The organism is Pseudomonas sp. NPDC087803 (assembly GCF_044742995.1).
Classification (GTDB): domain Bacteria; phylum Pseudomonadota; class Gammaproteobacteria; order Pseudomonadales; family Pseudomonadaceae; genus Aquipseudomonas.
Genome location: NZ_JBIUVO010000011.1, coordinates 83,508 through 98,345 on the forward strand (window position 1 = coordinate 83,508; position 14,838 = coordinate 98,345).

Annotated in this window: 12 protein-coding genes; 7 read left to right on the top strand and 5 right to left on the bottom strand. The window is 61.7% G+C overall.

The window, feature by feature from the left end:
• Positions 1-78: 78 nt before the first annotated feature.
• From ACIOUG_RS09825 to ilvD, 4 genes are all read left to right on the top strand, one after another.
• Positions 79-1,152 (top strand): SagB family peptide dehydrogenase, encoded by a 1,074-nt coding sequence (locus tag ACIOUG_RS09825; RefSeq protein WP_401064783.1) that lies wholly within the window; start codon positions 79-81, stop codon positions 1,150-1,152.
• Entirely contained in the window at positions 1,149-2,126 is a 978-nt protein-coding gene (locus tag ACIOUG_RS09830) for a diiron oxygenase (protein WP_401064786.1), read from the top strand. The genes ACIOUG_RS09825 and ACIOUG_RS09830 overlap by 4 nt, the downstream gene beginning before the upstream one ends.
• Complete coding sequence (locus tag ACIOUG_RS09835) at positions 2,119-3,351, top strand: multidrug effflux MFS transporter (RefSeq protein WP_401064788.1); 1,233 nt, start codon at positions 2,119-2,121, stop codon at positions 3,349-3,351. The genes ACIOUG_RS09830 and ACIOUG_RS09835 overlap by 8 nt, the downstream gene beginning before the upstream one ends.
• 257 nt (positions 3,352-3,608) lie before the next feature.
• Positions 3,609-5,450 carry a dihydroxy-acid dehydratase gene (gene ilvD / locus ACIOUG_RS09840; protein ID WP_086792292.1) on the top strand — a complete coding sequence of 614 codons (1,842 nt, stop codon included), beginning with the start codon at positions 3,609-3,611 and terminating at the stop codon, positions 5,448-5,450.
• Between the two features lie 225 nt (positions 5,451-5,675).
• Here the strand turns inward: ilvD and ACIOUG_RS09845 are convergent, their stop codons facing one another.
• Positions 5,676-6,731: a hypothetical protein gene (locus tag ACIOUG_RS09845; RefSeq protein WP_047297167.1), complete on the bottom strand. Its 1,056-nt coding sequence runs from the start codon at positions 6,729-6,731 to the stop codon at positions 5,676-5,678.
• A 241-nt stretch (positions 6,732-6,972) separates the two neighbouring features.
• Between ACIOUG_RS09845 and ACIOUG_RS09850 the strand changes: the two genes are divergently transcribed.
• Positions 6,973-8,364 carry an L-cystine transporter gene (locus ACIOUG_RS09850; protein ID WP_401064791.1) on the top strand — a complete coding sequence of 464 codons (1,392 nt, stop codon included), beginning with the start codon at positions 6,973-6,975 and terminating at the stop codon, positions 8,362-8,364.
• Positions 8,365-8,468: 104 nt separating this feature from the next.
• On the opposite strand, the gene ACIOUG_RS09855 is transcribed toward ACIOUG_RS09850, so the two are convergent.
• Positions 8,469-8,981, bottom strand: coding sequence for a dihydrofolate reductase (locus ACIOUG_RS09855; RefSeq protein WP_401064792.1), 513 nt, complete (start codon positions 8,979-8,981; stop codon positions 8,469-8,471).
• A gap of 85 nt (positions 8,982-9,066) precedes the next feature.
• On the opposite strand from ACIOUG_RS09855, the gene ACIOUG_RS09860 reads away from it, so the two are divergent.
• A complete protein-coding gene (locus tag ACIOUG_RS09860) occupies positions 9,067-10,440 on the top strand; it encodes a DUF2868 domain-containing protein (RefSeq protein WP_401064794.1) in 1,374 nt (457 codons plus the stop codon).
• Entirely contained in the window at positions 10,433-11,809 is a 1,377-nt protein-coding gene (locus ACIOUG_RS09865) for a GTPase/DUF3482 domain-containing protein (RefSeq protein ID WP_401064797.1), read from the top strand. Before ACIOUG_RS09860 ends, ACIOUG_RS09865 begins: the two co-directional genes overlap by 8 nt.
• A gap of 122 nt (positions 11,810-11,931) precedes the next feature.
• Here the strand turns inward: ACIOUG_RS09865 and ACIOUG_RS09870 are convergent, their stop codons facing one another.
• The 3 genes from ACIOUG_RS09870 to ACIOUG_RS09880 form a co-directional block, all read right to left on the bottom strand.
• Entirely contained in the window at positions 11,932-12,489 is a 558-nt protein-coding gene (locus tag ACIOUG_RS09870) for a phosphonate degradation HD-domain oxygenase (protein WP_401064800.1), read from the bottom strand.
• Entirely contained in the window at positions 12,489-13,622 is a 1,134-nt protein-coding gene (locus tag ACIOUG_RS09875) for a TIGR03364 family FAD-dependent oxidoreductase (RefSeq protein WP_401064802.1), read from the bottom strand. Before ACIOUG_RS09875 ends, ACIOUG_RS09870 begins: the two co-directional genes overlap by 1 nt.
• Positions 13,623-13,765: 143 nt before the next feature.
• Entirely contained in the window at positions 13,766-14,791 is a 1,026-nt protein-coding gene (locus ACIOUG_RS09880; protein ID WP_003229178.1) for a putative 2-aminoethylphosphonate ABC transporter substrate-binding protein, read from the bottom strand.
• Positions 14,792-14,838: the final 47 nt, after the last annotated feature.

Genomic DNA, 14,838 nt, shown 5'->3' on the forward strand with positions numbered 1-14,838 from the left:
CCCGCTAAGTAAGGCTGAACGCTGGGGAGTGCCGGCACCCCAGCGTTCTATTGACCATTTCCAGAGTGAGCATTAGACATGCACATAAATCCTTATTTATTTATATTGCCGCGCACACCCGGACAAATCGTCTGGAACTACAAAGACCACACCCAACATGAACTGGACCTGACTTACTCCTGTCGACTTGCAGAACTTATCAATAACCCGGACAACTTCGACAGATGCAACATCATAGACTCACAACTTCTTAATGCAGGCATATTAACCGTTGCAAAAATAGACAGTCCTGCATGGGGCTGGGATGAACTGTCGAAGATCTATCATATCGGCACCCAGAACATTCCCTGCGAACAGATACCCCGAAATATTCAAGAATGGTCCAGGCAATACCTGAGCCATTGCAGTGCAGTGCTGACTACTCCGGCACCTGCACCCGATCGCCCGATACAACAAGACGAGCCGCGAATCGCCCTGCCCGCCTCCGCGGCATTGACCGTCGCCAGCCTTGGCAATGTCCTGCGTCTGCGGAAAACCTGCCGCTCCTTTACCGGCACGGCGATATCGCTCGGTGACGTGGGCACCCTGCTCTATCTGTCGCTGGGTTTTCTGCGCCATCGCGACAATGATCGCGACGACAGCATCGCCGAAGGCCTCGGTGCCCGGCGCAGCAGCCCTTCGGGCGGTGGACTGAATGCCTGCGAAGGTTTTCTCCTGGCGCGCAATATCGAGGGCCTGGAACCTGGCCTCTATGCCTATCACCCCACAGAACACGCGCTCAGTCGGGTCAATCCATTGCCCGAACCCGCGCTTGGCGATTTACTGGCGGGCCAGCATTTCATCAATAACCTGCCGCTGGGGCTGTTCATCACTGCCCGTTTTGACAAGCTCTGGTGGAAGTATGAACACTCGCGGGCCTACCGCATGGCATTCGTCGAGGCCGGTCACCTGTCGCAGACCTTCCAACTGGTGGCCACGGCGCTGGGCCTGGGCACATGGCTGACCGGAGCATTTGCCGATCGACAGGTCGAAACCCTGCTCAAGCTCGAAGGCAGCGCTGAACAACCGTTGTTCTTTGTTGGCTGTGGTGCCAGCGACGGTCAGGCAATGTGTCAGGAAATGCGCGACCTGTTGCAGGAGACGCATCCATGAGCACACCCACAACAGTTCTGCCCGAAGCCTCTGAGTCCCTGGCGCTTCGCTTCACCCTCGGCGATTGGGACAGCCACGCTTCGGTGCGCACCAGCCGACACGACTACCTGCTACCGCAAGACCTGGCCCTGCAACTGCAAACCCGCTTCTGGTTTCCACCGGCATTCCTGCCGTACCTGTCCCATCCGGCCATCAAAGCCGCCGGCAGCAGCGTCATGCATCGGCTCGCGGCCAATCATCTGGTGCACTTTCTCGACTACACCACGCTGCTTGAACACCGCATCGTCAACCGCGCCGTGGAGACCATCGTCCACGGTGAGTTGCCCGCCTGTATTCCTTCAAGGATGAAAACTGCCGCGCTGCAGCTTTATACCGACGAGGGTTATCACGCGCTGTTCTCCCATCGACTGGCCGAACAGATCGCCGACCTGCATGGTTTCGCCGGTCGTCCGCAGATGCCCCTGCGCATTACCCGCCTGACCGGTCAGATCGCCCGAACGCCGGAGAGCAAACGCCCGCTGGCATGGTTTCTACTCGGTTTCGTCTCGGAAACCATCATCGCCCGGGAGCTGCTGGATGTGTGCCGGGAAACGCTGGTGACCAGCGTGAATGACATGTTGCGTGATCACCTTGCTGACGAAGCGCGCCACAGCCGGTTTTTCTCCGAAGTCTTCCAGTACCTCTGGTTGACCCTGAACAGCCGCCAACGCGCCTTCGCGGCCAGGACCCTGCTGGAAACCCTGGCGACCTTTTTCGAAGTCGACGAGCACTGGCTACATCAGAGCCTGCGCCGCGCCGGCATTGGCGAAGGCGCAATCAAGGAGATTCTCGATGACCTGACCAACGATCAGGCCAGTCGCCAGCGTGCCAGATCCGGAGCCACGGCTACGCTTGCTGCACTCGAAAGGGCCGGATTCTTCGCGCACCCCAACAACCGCAAACTTTTCGCCAAGGCAGGACTGATCGATGCTTGAAGGAAGAACGGTGGTAACGACCCGACAACGACGCGGGGCGGTCAGTCTGCTGTTGGCCATGGTGCTGCTGGGGGTATTTCCGCTGGATGTCCTGCTGCCGTCGTTCCCGGCGCTGGCCGAACACTTCGCCAGCACCCCGACCGATATCGCCCTGTCGATCAGCCTGTTCGCGGTGGGTATCGCCTTTGCCCAACTGCTGATCGGGCCGTTGTCCGACGTCATCGGGCGCAAGGGATTGTTGCTCGCCGGGATGAGCGTCTCGATCCTCGGCGCGATCGGCTGTGTCATGACCCGCGACTACACACTGTTCCTGACCTTTCGCATTGTGCAGGCCATGGGCTGCGGCTGTTTCGTCCTGTCGCAGGCACTGGTGCAGGATCTGTTCGAAGGCGAAGAGCGCGATCGCCTGCGGATCCTGATGGTGACCGCCACCGGGATCTTCATCTCGATCTCACCGCTGGCCGGGACCTTTCTACAGGCGACCCTGGGCTGGCGCGGCAGCTTCTGGCTGTTCATCGCTCTGGCGGCGGTGGTGTTGCTCAAAGCCTGGGTGTTTCTGGACAACAGTCGGCCCGCTGTCAGAGATACACCGATCCATTTTCTCAAGGCTTACCGACGGGTGCTGGCGGACTTCGACTTCGTTGGCTACTGGCTGATCTCGGCTTTCGCATTCGCCTGCCACTTCTCGTTCATTGTCATTTCACCGTTGATCTTCATGGATCAATTGCAGCTGTCAGCCTATGACTTCTCGCTGATCCTGCTGATCTACGGCGTGGCCTATGTCGCTGGCGGCATCATCGCCACGCTGCTGAGCCGGCGCATTTCGCCCGGGCAGCAAATGGTGGTCGGGCTGAGCCTGATCCTGCTGGCGGGGCTGGTGATGCTGGTCATGGCCAGGCACCTGGCGCTCTCGGCGGCCACGGTGCTGATCCCGATGCTGATATGCACCGCCGGCACGACCATCGCGCGCCCTGCCGCCACTTCGCGGGCCATGAGCCTGTTCCCGGAAAACGCCGGCACCTCGGCCTCCGCAGGCAGCACGATCATTTTCATCTGTGGCGGCCTGATCAGCGCCCTGATCAGCCTGAGCCCAAGCAACCTGCAAGCCACGCTCGGCTACTGTTTTGTCCTGCTCAGTTGCATCGCACTGGCGTTGAACAAGCGGATCAGCCACCGCGCCAGAGTCATCGAAACCAGCGCCATCACGCCCTCTGGCAGCGATTGAGCCTGCCAGTCGTCATGCCAGACACACCGTCGGCACTGGAACAACGCTTTGCGCCATTCCCTCCAGACGCCAGCGGTGTAGAATCGGCTGATTCATCGCCATTCATCCCCCGGCGGGTTTATGAGCTCAGGCTGAGGCAAGCGGCGATCCCGCAAAGTCATCGGCAACATCCAGGACACACGGCCATTTCTGAGTGTTCCAGACGTCAATAGAAGCTCACTCCCTTTTGATACCTGATTAGCCGCCCGGAGTGCTCCATGCCAGATTACCGCTCGAAAACATCCACCCACGGCCGCAACATGGCCGGCGCCCGCGCACTGTGGCGTGCCACCGGGATGAAAGATGACGACTTCAAGAAGCCGATCATCGCCATTGCCAACTCCTTTACCCAGTTCGTGCCGGGCCACGTGCACCTCAAGGATCTTGGTCAACTGGTTGCCCGGGAAATCGAACGCGCCGGTGGCGTAGCGAAAGAATTCAACACCATCGCCGTCGACGACGGCATCGCCATGGGTCACGACGGCATGCTGTATTCGCTGCCGAGCCGCGAGATCATCGCCGACTCCGTCGAGTACATGGTCAACGCCCACTGCGCCGACGCCATCGTCTGCATCTCCAACTGCGACAAGATCACCCCGGGCATGCTGATGGCCGCCCTGCGTCTGAACATTCCGGTGATCTTCGTTTCCGGCGGTCCGATGGAAGCCGGCAAAACCAAACTCGCCTCCCACGGCCTCGACCTCGTCGACGCCATGGTGATCGCCGCCGACTCCAGCGCTTCTGACGAGAAGGTTGCCGAGTACGAGCGCAGCGCCTGCCCGACCTGCGGCTCCTGCTCCGGCATGTTCACCGCCAACTCGATGAACTGCCTGACCGAAGCCCTGGGCCTGGCATTGCCGGGCAACGGTTCGACCCTCGCCACCCACAGCGACCGCGAACAGCTGTTCCTGCAGGCCGGCCGCACCATCGTCGAGCTGTGCAAGCGCTACTACGGCGAGAACGACGAATCCGTGCTGCCGCGCAACATCGCCAACTTCAAGGCGTTCGAGAACGCGATGATGCTCGACATCGCCATGGGCGGTTCGACCAACACCATCCTGCACTTGCTGGCTGCGGCTCAGGAAGCCGAGATCGACTTCGACCTGCGCGACATCGACCGTCTTTCGCGCAGCGTGCCGCAACTGTGCAAAGTGGCGCCGAACATCCAGAAGTACCACATGGAAGACGTGCACCGTGCCGGCGGCATCTTCAGCATCCTCGGTTCGCTGGCCCGTGGCGGTCTGCTGCACACCGACCTGCCGACCGTGCACAGCCGCAGCATGGAAGAAGCCATCGCCAAATGGGACATCACCCAGACCGACGATGAGGCAGTGCACCACTTCTTCAAGGCCGGCCCGGCGGGCATCCCGACCCAGACCGCGTTCAGCCAGTCGACCCGTTGGGAAACCCTCGACGACGACCGTGAAAACGGCTGTATCCGCAGCTTCGAACACGCCTATTCGAAAGAAGGCGGCCTGGCCGTGCTGTACGGCAACATCGCCCTCGACGGCTGCGTGGTGAAAACCGCCGGCGTCGACGAGTCGATCCACGTCTTCGAAGGCAACGCGAAGATCTTCGAAAGCCAGGACAGCGCCGTGCGCGGCATCCTCGCCGACGAAGTGAAGGAAGGCGACATCGTCATCATTCGCTACGAAGGCCCGAAAGGCGGTCCGGGCATGCAGGAAATGCTCTACCCGACGTCGTACCTGAAGTCCAAAGGTCTGGGCAAAGCCTGTGCGCTGCTCACCGACGGTCGTTTCTCCGGCGGTACTTCCGGTCTGTCGATCGGCCACGCTTCGCCAGAGGCTGCGGCCGGTGGCGCGATCGGTCTGGTGCAGGACGGCGACAAAGTGCTGATCGACATCCCGAACCGCTCGATCAACCTGTTGGTCAGCGATGAAGAACTGGCTGCGCGCCGGGTCGAGCAGGACAAGAAAGGCTGGAAACCAGTCGAACAGCGTCCACGCAAAGTGACCACCGCCCTGAAGGCCTACGCCCTGCTGGCGACCAGCGCCGACAAGGGTGCGGTGCGCAACAAGGCGATGCTCGACGGGCTGTAAGTTTTAGCCGCCGAATAAAAATGCCCCGCCAAGTGCGGGGCATTTTTTTGCCTGACCAAAATATCCCAGACACAGAAGATCAAAACGGTGGGAGCGGGCTTGCTCGCGAAAGCGGTCTACCGGTCAAAAAACCTCTCGCCTGACACTCCCTCTTCGCGAGCAAGCCCGCTCCCACAGGGGACTGTCAGTGATTCTGGAATCTGCGCTCCAACACAGAATTGGGTCTTACTGAATTTCTTCTGGCTTGACGATCACCCAGTTCTTGTCAGCCGTCACCGGCAATCCTTCCTTGGCCTGCGCCGCCGCGTGCTTGGCCATCATGCCGTTGAGCTGGGTCATGTATTTGTCCTTGCGGTTGACCCACAAGTGAATGCCGCCCTTGGCTACATCCACATCGTGGAACAGCATGTAGCCGTCGCTGCTCGGGGTGTCGCCGCCGACCAGTACCGGTTTTTTCCACTCATCAATGTAGGTCAGGATCGCCGCGTGTTTGCCGGCCATCCAGGTCGCCGGGGTCCACAGGTACGGGGTCAGTTCGAGGCCGAGGTTGGCCTTCTCGTCATACTTGCCGGCGGTGATCTGCTTGCGCGCAGTAGTCAGCTCGCCGGTTTCGCGGTTCTTCAGCAACGTGGTTACGCCGATCACGTTCTGCGGTTTGACGTTGTAGCCGTACTTCGGATCGGCCGCGACCATGCGCACCAGCTCTTCGGAGGCGGCGGTCATTACGTAGACCTCGATGCCGTTCTCCATCAGCTTGTTGTACAGCTCAGCCTGGCCGGTGAAGACTTTCGGCGGCTGCACATCAAGGTTCTTCACCACGTCACCGTCGTAATAAGTGGTCGGAACCGGTTTGCCCGACGCCATCAGCTCATCGACGTAGCCCTTGAGTTCCTTGAGGGTGAAGCCGGAGAACACCTGCGCCACCCATGGGTAGCAAACCATGTCGTCGACTTCGCACAAGCGATAGTAGTAACTGAACAGGCTTTCCTTATGGTCGGCGGTGTCCTTGAACGGCATCAGTTTCAGCGAGGGATCGAGTTTGTCGCGGGTGATCAGGCCCTTGTTTTCCATGAACGGCAGCAACGACTCTTCGAGGTCGTAGCGGTAACTGGTGTTGTCCATGTCGAACACCGCGTAGTTACCCTTGTTGGCATTGGCGGCGATCATCGCGTCCAGTGCCTTGGCCTGATCCGCCGGCCAGTGCTTCAGATCGGTGGCGAATGCGTGAGCGGCCAAGCCCAATCCAAGAACCACAGCGAGCATTTTCGGTGCGAACTTCATCGACGTTTTCTCCCTGACTGAAAGACATCGACGCTAACAAATAAGTGTGACAGTCCTCGTCTGTCAGCGACCGTCCACGTCCCCTCAACGCCAGTTGCTTAGCCGAGAGCGACACGCGCTTATTCCAAAAACGACGGACAACCTGCGATTTCGGTATTAATTCAATGGAAATCAAACTGTTAGGCTTGCCGGTTCGCAGTCGCCCAAGAATGCGACTGGCACAAGTCTTATCGGAGTCTTCATGAATCTGCCGCTGATCCTCAATCTGCTGGTGTTCCTCGCCCTGCTCTTCGGTCTGGCGCAAACCCGCCACACTACGTGGAGCCTGGCGAAAAAAGTCCTGCTCGCGCTGGTGCTCGGCGTGGCGTTCGGCGTCGCCCTGCACACCGTTTACGGTGCCGGCAACCCGGTACTGAAAACCTCGATCGGCTGGTTCGATCTGGTCGGCAACGGCTACGTGCAGTTGCTGCAAATGATCGTGATCCCGCTGGTGTTCGCCTCGATCCTCAGTGCGGTGGCACGTCTGCACAACGCCTCGTCGCTGGGCAAGATCAGCTTCCTGACCATCGGCACGCTGCTGTTCACCACCGCGATTGCGGCGCTGATCGGTATCGGCCTGACCAACCTGTTCGGTCTCACCGCCGAAGGCCTGGTCGCCGGTACTCAGGAAATGGCCCGTCTGCAAACCATCCAGACCGACTACGCCGGCAAGGTTGCCGACCTGAATGTGCCGCAGCTGCTGCTGTCGTTCATTCCGCAGAACCCGTTCGCCGATCTGGCCCGGGCCAAGCCGACCTCGATCATCAGCGTGGTGATCTTCGCCGCGTTCCTCGGGGTCGCGGCGCTGCAACTGCTCAAGGATGACGTCGAAAAAGGTCAGAAAGTGATCAACGCCATCGACACCCTGCAAGCCTGGGTAATGCGTCTGGTGCGTCTGGTGATGAAGCTGACCCCGTACGGCGTGCTGGCGCTGATGACCAAAGTGGTCGCCGGTTCCAACCTGCAGGACATCATCAAGCTCGGCAGTTTCGTGGTGGTCTCGTACCTCGGTCTGGGCCTGATGTTTGTCGTGCATGGCCTGCTGGTGTCGGCGGCCGGGATCAACCCGCTGCGTTTCTTCCGCAAGATCTGGCCGGTGCTGACGTTCGCGTTCACCAGCCGTTCCAGCGCGGCGAGCATTCCGCTGAGCATTGAAGCGCAAACTCGTCGTCTGGGCATTCCGCAGTCGATCGCCAGTTTCGCCGCCTCGTTCGGTGCGACCATCGGCCAGAACGGTTGCGCCGGTCTGTACCCGGCGATGTTGGCGGTGATGGTTGCGCCAACCGTCGGCATCAACCCGCTGGACCCGCTGTGGATCGCGACGCTGGTGGCGATTGTCACCCTGAGTTCGGCCGGTGTGGCCGGGGTCGGTGGAGGCGCGACGTTTGCTGCGCTGATCGTGCTGCCGGCGATGGGCTTGCCGGTGTCGCTGGTGGCGCTGCTGATTTCGGTGGAGCCGCTGATCGACATGGGTCGTACGGCGTTGAACGTGAGTGGTTCGATCACGGCCGGTGCGATCACCAGCCAAGTGATGCAGCAGACCGATAAAGCACTGCTGGATGCGGATGAGCATGCGGAGCTGGCGCAGGCTTAAGTTCTTCTTTACCTGACCTGCCCTCTTCGCGAGCAAGCCCGCTCCCACATTGGATCTGTGATCGACACAAATCCAATGTGGGAGCGGGCTTGCTCGCGAAGCTCTTAAGCTTTTTCCCAGACTTCGAAGTTGTACGCGGGCTTGTCGCCCTCAGCCGGATTCGGCACATTCGACACCAGCTTCCACTGGTTCAGATCGAACTCCGGAAACCACGCATCGCCCTCCGGGCTCAGCGCCACTCGGGTCAGATACAGACGATCCGCCTGCGCCAGCCCTTGCGCATACAACTGCGCGCCGCCAATCAGCATCAACTCATCGACGCCCTGCGCTTTCGCCCATTCCTCGGCGCGAACCACCGCGGCTTCCAGCGACGGATACACCTCTGCCCCTTCCAGCCGCAGATCCGGCTGACGGCTGACCACGATGTTCAAGCGCCCCGGCAGCGGACGGCCGAGGGAATCCCAGGTCTTGCGGCCCATGATGATCGGCTTGCCGAGGGTCGTGGCCTTGAAGTATTTGAAGTCCCCCGGCAGGTGCCAGGGCATGCTGTTGTCGACGCCGATCACGCGGTTTTCACCGAGGGCTGCGATCAGGCTGAGGGGGAGTGATTTAGTCATGCCGGCGAGGATACCAGAGCCTCGCTTGACCCGATAAGCGCCACAGCGGTTATGCTCACTGCTCAATCGAGCAACGGAATGGCGCGTGACTGAACTGACTCCACTGCAAAACCTCTGGCTGAGCGAGACCATCCGCCTGCGCGAAGAAAACGCAGGTCCCCTGGAAGATCTGGAAGCCAATCGTCTGGCCCGCGCGGCCGGCGGCGATCTGCCGGGCCGTATTCAGCGCCGCGCCGTGTGGCTGGCCGAGCGCGACGGACTGAGCGCAGCACTCCAGCACTGGCTGCAAGGCGCGCGGCTGGCGCTGGTGCTGCTGGTGATTTTCGCGCTGCTGAGCGGCGCCGGTCTGGCCTTCGCCGCGCTGAGCCAGACACCGGTCAATGTGTTCTGGGCCCTGGGCAGCCTGCTCGGGCTGAACCTGATTCTGCTGCTGAGCTGGGCGCTGGGGCTGATCTTTGCCGGTGAACACGGCGCCACTCTCGGGCGTTTGTGGCTATGGCTCAGCGAAAAATTCGCCCGCGATGCCAAAGCCGCGCAACTGGCGCCGGCCCTGCTGCTGATGTTGCAGCGCAGGAAACTCAATCGCTGGGCGCTCGGCACCTTGGTCAATGGCCTGTGGTTGCTGGCGCTGCTCAGCGCACTGGTGCTGTTGCTGACACTGATGGCGACCCGGCGCTACGGTTTCGTCTGGGAAACCACGATTCTCAGCGCCGACACCTTTATCAGCCTGACTCAAACCCTCGGCGCGCTGCCGGCTCTGCTCGGCTTCAACGTGCCGACCGTAGAGATGATCCGCGCCAGTGGCGGCGCAGCGCTGGATGTCGAAAGCGCGCGGCAGGCCTGGGCGACCTGGCTGGTCGGTGTGCTGGTGGTCTACGGCGTGCTGCCGCGCCTGCTGCTGGCGCTGTTGTGTTTCTGGCGCTGGAGTCGCGGCAAAGCCGCGCTGACGCTGGACCTGAACCTGCCCGGTTACGCCCAGTTGCGTGAGCGGCTGATGCCGACCAGCGAACGTCTCGGCATCAACGACGCGGCGCCGCAGCAGTTGCATCGGGTCGAAAGCAGCGTCAGCGAACACGTCAGCGACGGCGCTTTGCTGGTCGCCATCGAACTCGACGACCAGCGCCCGTGGCCACCGGCCCTGCCGAAAACCGTGAGCAACGCAGGCATTCTCGACAGCCGCGAATCGCGGCACAAACTGCTCGAACAACTCAGCCGTTTCCCCCCGGCGCGTCTGCTGATCGCCTGCGATCCACGGCGTTCGCCGGATCGCGGCAGCCTCGCGCTGATCGCCGAACTGGCGCGCAACGCCAGCGCCACCCGCGTCTGGCTGCTGCAAGCACCGCCCGGCGAAGCGCTGGACAGTGCCCGCCTCGGCGACTGGCACGTCGCGCTGCAACAACTGGAGCTGCCGTTCGCCGATTGCGCGCCGTTGAACTGGCTGGAGACAGGTCATGACTGATGCCCGGAAAGCGCCGCTGAAACTCGCGGTGGTCGGCCACACCAACGTCGGCAAGACTTCGCTGCTGCGCACCCTGACCCGCGACGTCGGTTTCGGCGAAGTCTCGCACCGGCCGAGCACTACTCGACATGTCGAGGGTGCGCGGTTGTCGGTGGACGGCGAGCCGTTGCTCGATCTTTACGACACGCCGGGACTGGAAGACGCCATCGCCCTGTTGGATTTCCTTGAGCGTCTGGAACGCCCCGGCGAACGCCTCGACGGCCCGGCGCGACTGGCGCGGTTTCTCGACGGCAGCGAGGCGCGCCAGCGTTTCGAACAGGAGGCGAAAGTGCTGCGGCAGCTACTCGCCTCCGACGCCGGTCTGTATGTGATCGACGCCCGCGAACCGGTGCTGGCCAAATATCGCGACGAACTCGAAGTGCTGGCCAGTTGCGGCAAACCGCTATTGCCGGTGCTGAATTTCGTCAGCAGCGCCAACCATCGCGAACCGGACTGGCGCGAAGCGTTGGCGCGGCTCGGCCTGCATGCGCTGGTGCGCTTCGACAGCGTCGCGCCGCCGGAAGATGGCGAGCGGCGCCTGTACGAAAGCCTCGCGCTGCTGCTGGAAAACGCCCGTCCGCAACTGGAACGCTTGATCGCCGATCAACAGGCCCAGCGCCTCGCACGCCAACAAAGTGCGGCGCGTTTGATCGCCGAATTGCTGATCGACTGCGCCGCCTGCCGACGCAGCGTGGTCAGCGAGGCCGAGCAGGAACAGCAAGCGATCAGCGAACTGCGCAAAGCCGTGCGCCAGCGTGAACAGAAATGCGTCGAAGCGTTGCTCAAACTCTATGCGTTCCGCCCGCAGGATGCGGCGGCGAGTGATCTGCCGTTACTCGATGGGCGCTGGGGCGATGATTTGTTCAACCCGGAAACCCTGAAGCAACTCGGTGTGCGCGTTGGCGGCGGAATTGCGGCAGGTGCAGCGGCGGGGGCTGGGGTGGATCTGCTGGTCGGCGGGATCACCCTTGGCGCTGCGGCATTGGCCGGTGCGATTGCCGGCGGCGCCCTGCAAACCGCGCGCAGTTATGGCAGCCGCTTGCTGGGCAAGATCAGAGGACAGCGGGAATTGACCGTGGATGACGGCGTGCTGCGGCTGTTGGCGTTGCGTCAGCGACAGTTGCTGCTGGCGCTGGATCAGCGCGGGCATGCGGCGATGGAGGCGGTTCAGGTCGCCACCCCGCAGGACAAGACCTGGCGCGAGGGCAAGCTGCCCGAAGCGCTGAGCAAGGCGCGGGCGCATCCGCAGTGGTCGTCGCTCAATCCGCATCCAAAGCTGAATCAGGCGGAGCGGCAGGAGCAGATTGATTTACTGGCTGCAGAGCTTTAGCGCCTGATCCGGCCTCTTCGCGAGCAAGCCCGCTCCCACAGTTTGATCGCATTCTTTATGGTGGAACTCGGTCGAATGTGGGAGCGGGCTTGCTCGCGAATGGCGCGACTCGGTGACATGAATTACGCAGCCAGCAGCCGCACCGCTTTCTCCTTCAATACACCCAGATTCATCACCGGCACCCCCATCTCCTTGGCCAACTCATCCCACTGCCGCATACGCAAACTCACCGCACACAACGGATCACGCTCAAACGCCTCAGCTTCTGCCTCCGTCATCACCCCACCCTGATACTCCAGCGTCCGGCGACTCGCTTCACTCAATCGCTCGAAATACCCCGGCTCACGCAAGGTCAGATAGCGCTTGGCCTGCACGTGATATTCCACCAACCGCGCCATACGCTCGCTGAATCCCGCCTCACGCAAATAATCCGCCCCCAGCCGCTCATGGCTGACCACACCATAACCGCCCATGTTCTCGGCGCCTTCGGCACACAGATGGCCGATGTCATGGAAGAACGCCGCCAGCACCACTTCATCATCAAAGCCTTCAGCCATCGCCAACTGCGCTGCCTGTGACATGTGCTCGATCTGCGAGACCGGCTCGCCGATGTAATCACTTGCACCAAAGCGTTCATACAGCGCAAACACCCGGTCAACGACTTGCGCATGCGCCGCCATCACATTTCCTCCAGCAATTGCGCCACGTTGTGCTCGGCCAGTGCCGGACCGACGCTCATGCCGACTCCGGTGTGCATCAGCGCCACACTCAAGCCCGGTGCCGGGCGCAGGAATGAGAACGGACCCGGCCCACGGGAACCATAAACGCCCTGCCAACGCTCGACCACTTGCACCTTGCAGCCCAGCGTCTGCTCGGCCAGTTCGAGCATCCAGTTGTCCACTTGCTCGGCGTTGAACGGCGACGGATCGCTGCCGTAATGGTGCGAATCACCGATAATCAGCTCGCCATACGGCGTCGGACTGATCAGCAGGTGAATGCCGTTGTCGTGCAGGTGCGGCTGTTCGCGCAGGATCTGTGCCTGCACCGCCGCCGCTTCTGGCAAATCGGCGAAGGCGCCGTAGTGTACGCAGCTCAAACCGGTGAGCAAGGCGTGTTGCAGGTTCAGCTCGACCTGCGGTTTGGCGCGGAGCATTTGCAGGCGGCAGATTTGCGGATCGAGTGCGGCAATCGGCTCGGCCAGCAGGGTCTGATAATCGTGGCCGGAGCAGACGATGATTTGCTGCGCCGTGAAACTGCCCGCGGTGCTGTGCAGGCGCCCCGGTTCGACGTCACGCACCAGCGTGCTGAAGTGAAACTCGACGCCGAGGTCGCGGCGCAGATAGTCGATCAGCGCCGGGATCGCTTCGCGCGAGTACAGCTGTTGATCGTCCATGCCGTGCAACGCAGCGCGATGGTGGCTGAACTGGCCGTGGTACAGATCACGCAGGGCAGCGCCGCGCAGCAAGGCGACGTTGTACCCGTGTTCCACGGCGCGGCCATTGCAGAAAGCTTCGAGCAATTGTTCTTCGGCTTCGCTGCGGGCGAACAGGTATGAGCCGTTGCGCTTGATCGGCAGACCGGCGAGTTGCGCCCAGTCGCCCCAGATCTCGCGGCTGGCCTTGGCCAGTTCGAGCATCGCACCCGGCGGCTGACCGGTGACCAGCGCCTGACCGAAGTTGCGCACCGAGGCGCCGAGGGGCGTGGCGGTGCGTTCGAAAACGCTCACCTTGAGGCCGCGTTTGGCGGCGGCGTAGGCATGGGACAGGCCGAGGATGCCGGCGCCGACGATCAGCAGGTCTTGGTGTTGGGTCATTTAGAGGTGCTCTGAATGAGAGACCGTCATCGCTGGCAAGCCAGCTCCCACAGGTATCGAGGTGTGCACAAAATTCGTGTTCACCGCAAAACCCTGTGGGAGCTGGCTTGCCAGCGATGGGGCCCTGTCAGTCGATAAAGATCTTACTTGGCGACAACTTTCTCGGACTTGCCGTCATAACGCTTGCGCCATTCGGTCAGGATCTCGTCGCGGTTCTTCGAGGCCCAGGCGAAGTCGTTCTTGATCAGACGCTGCTCGTAGTCGGCCGGCAGTTCGGTCTGCGGTTTGGCGATACCCGGCTGGGCGAGGACGGCGAAGTTCTCTTTGTACAGATCCATCGCCTCGGCGCTGGCGGAGAAGTCCGCGAGTTTTTTCGCCGCGTCTTCATGCGGGGTGCCTTTGATCACCGCAGTCGCCTCGATCTCCCAGCCCAGGCCTTCCTTCGGCAGGATGATGTCCAGCGGCGCGCCCTGGCGTTTCAGCTGTACCGCCGGATATTCGAAGGAAATGCCGATCGGGAATTCGCCCGCCGCCGCCAGTTTGCAAGGCTTGGAACCCGAGTGAACGTACTGGCCGATGTTCTGGTGCAGACCGTCCATGTAGGCCCAACCCTGTTTCTCGCCAAAGGTTTGCAGCCAGGCGCTGACGTCGAGGAAACCGGTGCCGGACGACGCCGGGTTCGGCATGACGATCTTGCCCTTGTACTCAGGTTTGGTCAGATCCTGCCAGCTCACCGGTTTGCTCAGGCCCTGCTTCTCGGCTTCGACGGTGTTGAAGCAAATGGTCGCGGCCCACACGTCCATGCCGACCCAGGCTGGCGGGTTGGCGGCGTCGCGGTAGTTCGCGCCGATCTTGCCCAGATCCTTCGGTGCATAGCTTTGCAGCATGCCTTGCTGATCGAGGATCGCCAGGCTCGAAGCGGCCAGGCCCCACACCGCGTCAGCCTGCGGACGGGCCTTTTCGGCCAGCAGTTTGGCGGTGATGATCCCGGTGGAATCGCGCACCCACTTGATCTCGACGTCCGGGTTGGCCTTCTCGAACGCGGCCTTGTAAGCGGTCAGTTGCTCGGCTTCGAGGGCGGTGTACACCGTCAACTCGGTTTTTGCCGCGAAGGCATTCAGGCTGAAAGTAGCGAGCACAGCAGCGGCCAGGGCCATAGGCTTGAACATGATCGTTTTCCTGTAGGTGAGTTGAGGCTGTAGGGATAAGTCGTCAA

What these genes read in the sequence shown, in the direction of transcription:
- ACIOUG_RS09825 (WP_401064783.1), top strand. Translation starts at nt 79, where the DNA reads ATGCACATAAATCCTTATTTATTTATATTGCCGCGCACACCCGGACAA.
- ACIOUG_RS09830 (WP_401064786.1), top strand. Translation starts at nt 1,149, where the DNA reads ATGAGCACACCCACAACAGTTCTGCCCGAAGCCTCTGAGTCCCTGGCG.
- ACIOUG_RS09835 (WP_401064788.1), top strand. Translation starts at nt 2,119, where the DNA reads ATGCTTGAAGGAAGAACGGTGGTAACGACCCGACAACGACGCGGGGCG.
- ilvD (WP_086792292.1), top strand. Translation starts at nt 3,609, where the DNA reads ATGCCAGATTACCGCTCGAAAACATCCACCCACGGCCGCAACATGGCC.
- ACIOUG_RS09845 (WP_047297167.1), bottom strand. Translation starts at nt 6,731, where the DNA reads ATGAAGTTCGCACCGAAAATGCTCGCTGTGGTTCTTGGATTGGGCTTG.
- ACIOUG_RS09850 (WP_401064791.1), top strand. Translation starts at nt 6,973, where the DNA reads ATGAATCTGCCGCTGATCCTCAATCTGCTGGTGTTCCTCGCCCTGCTC.
- ACIOUG_RS09855 (WP_401064792.1), bottom strand. Translation starts at nt 8,981, where the DNA reads ATGACTAAATCACTCCCCCTCAGCCTGATCGCAGCCCTCGGTGAAAAC.
- ACIOUG_RS09865 (WP_401064797.1), top strand. Translation starts at nt 10,433, where the DNA reads ATGACTGATGCCCGGAAAGCGCCGCTGAAACTCGCGGTGGTCGGCCAC.
- ACIOUG_RS09870 (WP_401064800.1), bottom strand. Translation starts at nt 12,489, where the DNA reads ATGGCGGCGCATGCGCAAGTCGTTGACCGGGTGTTTGCGCTGTATGAA.
- ACIOUG_RS09875 (WP_401064802.1), bottom strand. Translation starts at nt 13,622, where the DNA reads ATGACCCAACACCAAGACCTGCTGATCGTCGGCGCCGGCATCCTCGGC.
- ACIOUG_RS09880 (WP_003229178.1), bottom strand. Translation starts at nt 14,791, where the DNA reads ATGTTCAAGCCTATGGCCCTGGCCGCTGCTGTGCTCGCTACTTTCAGC.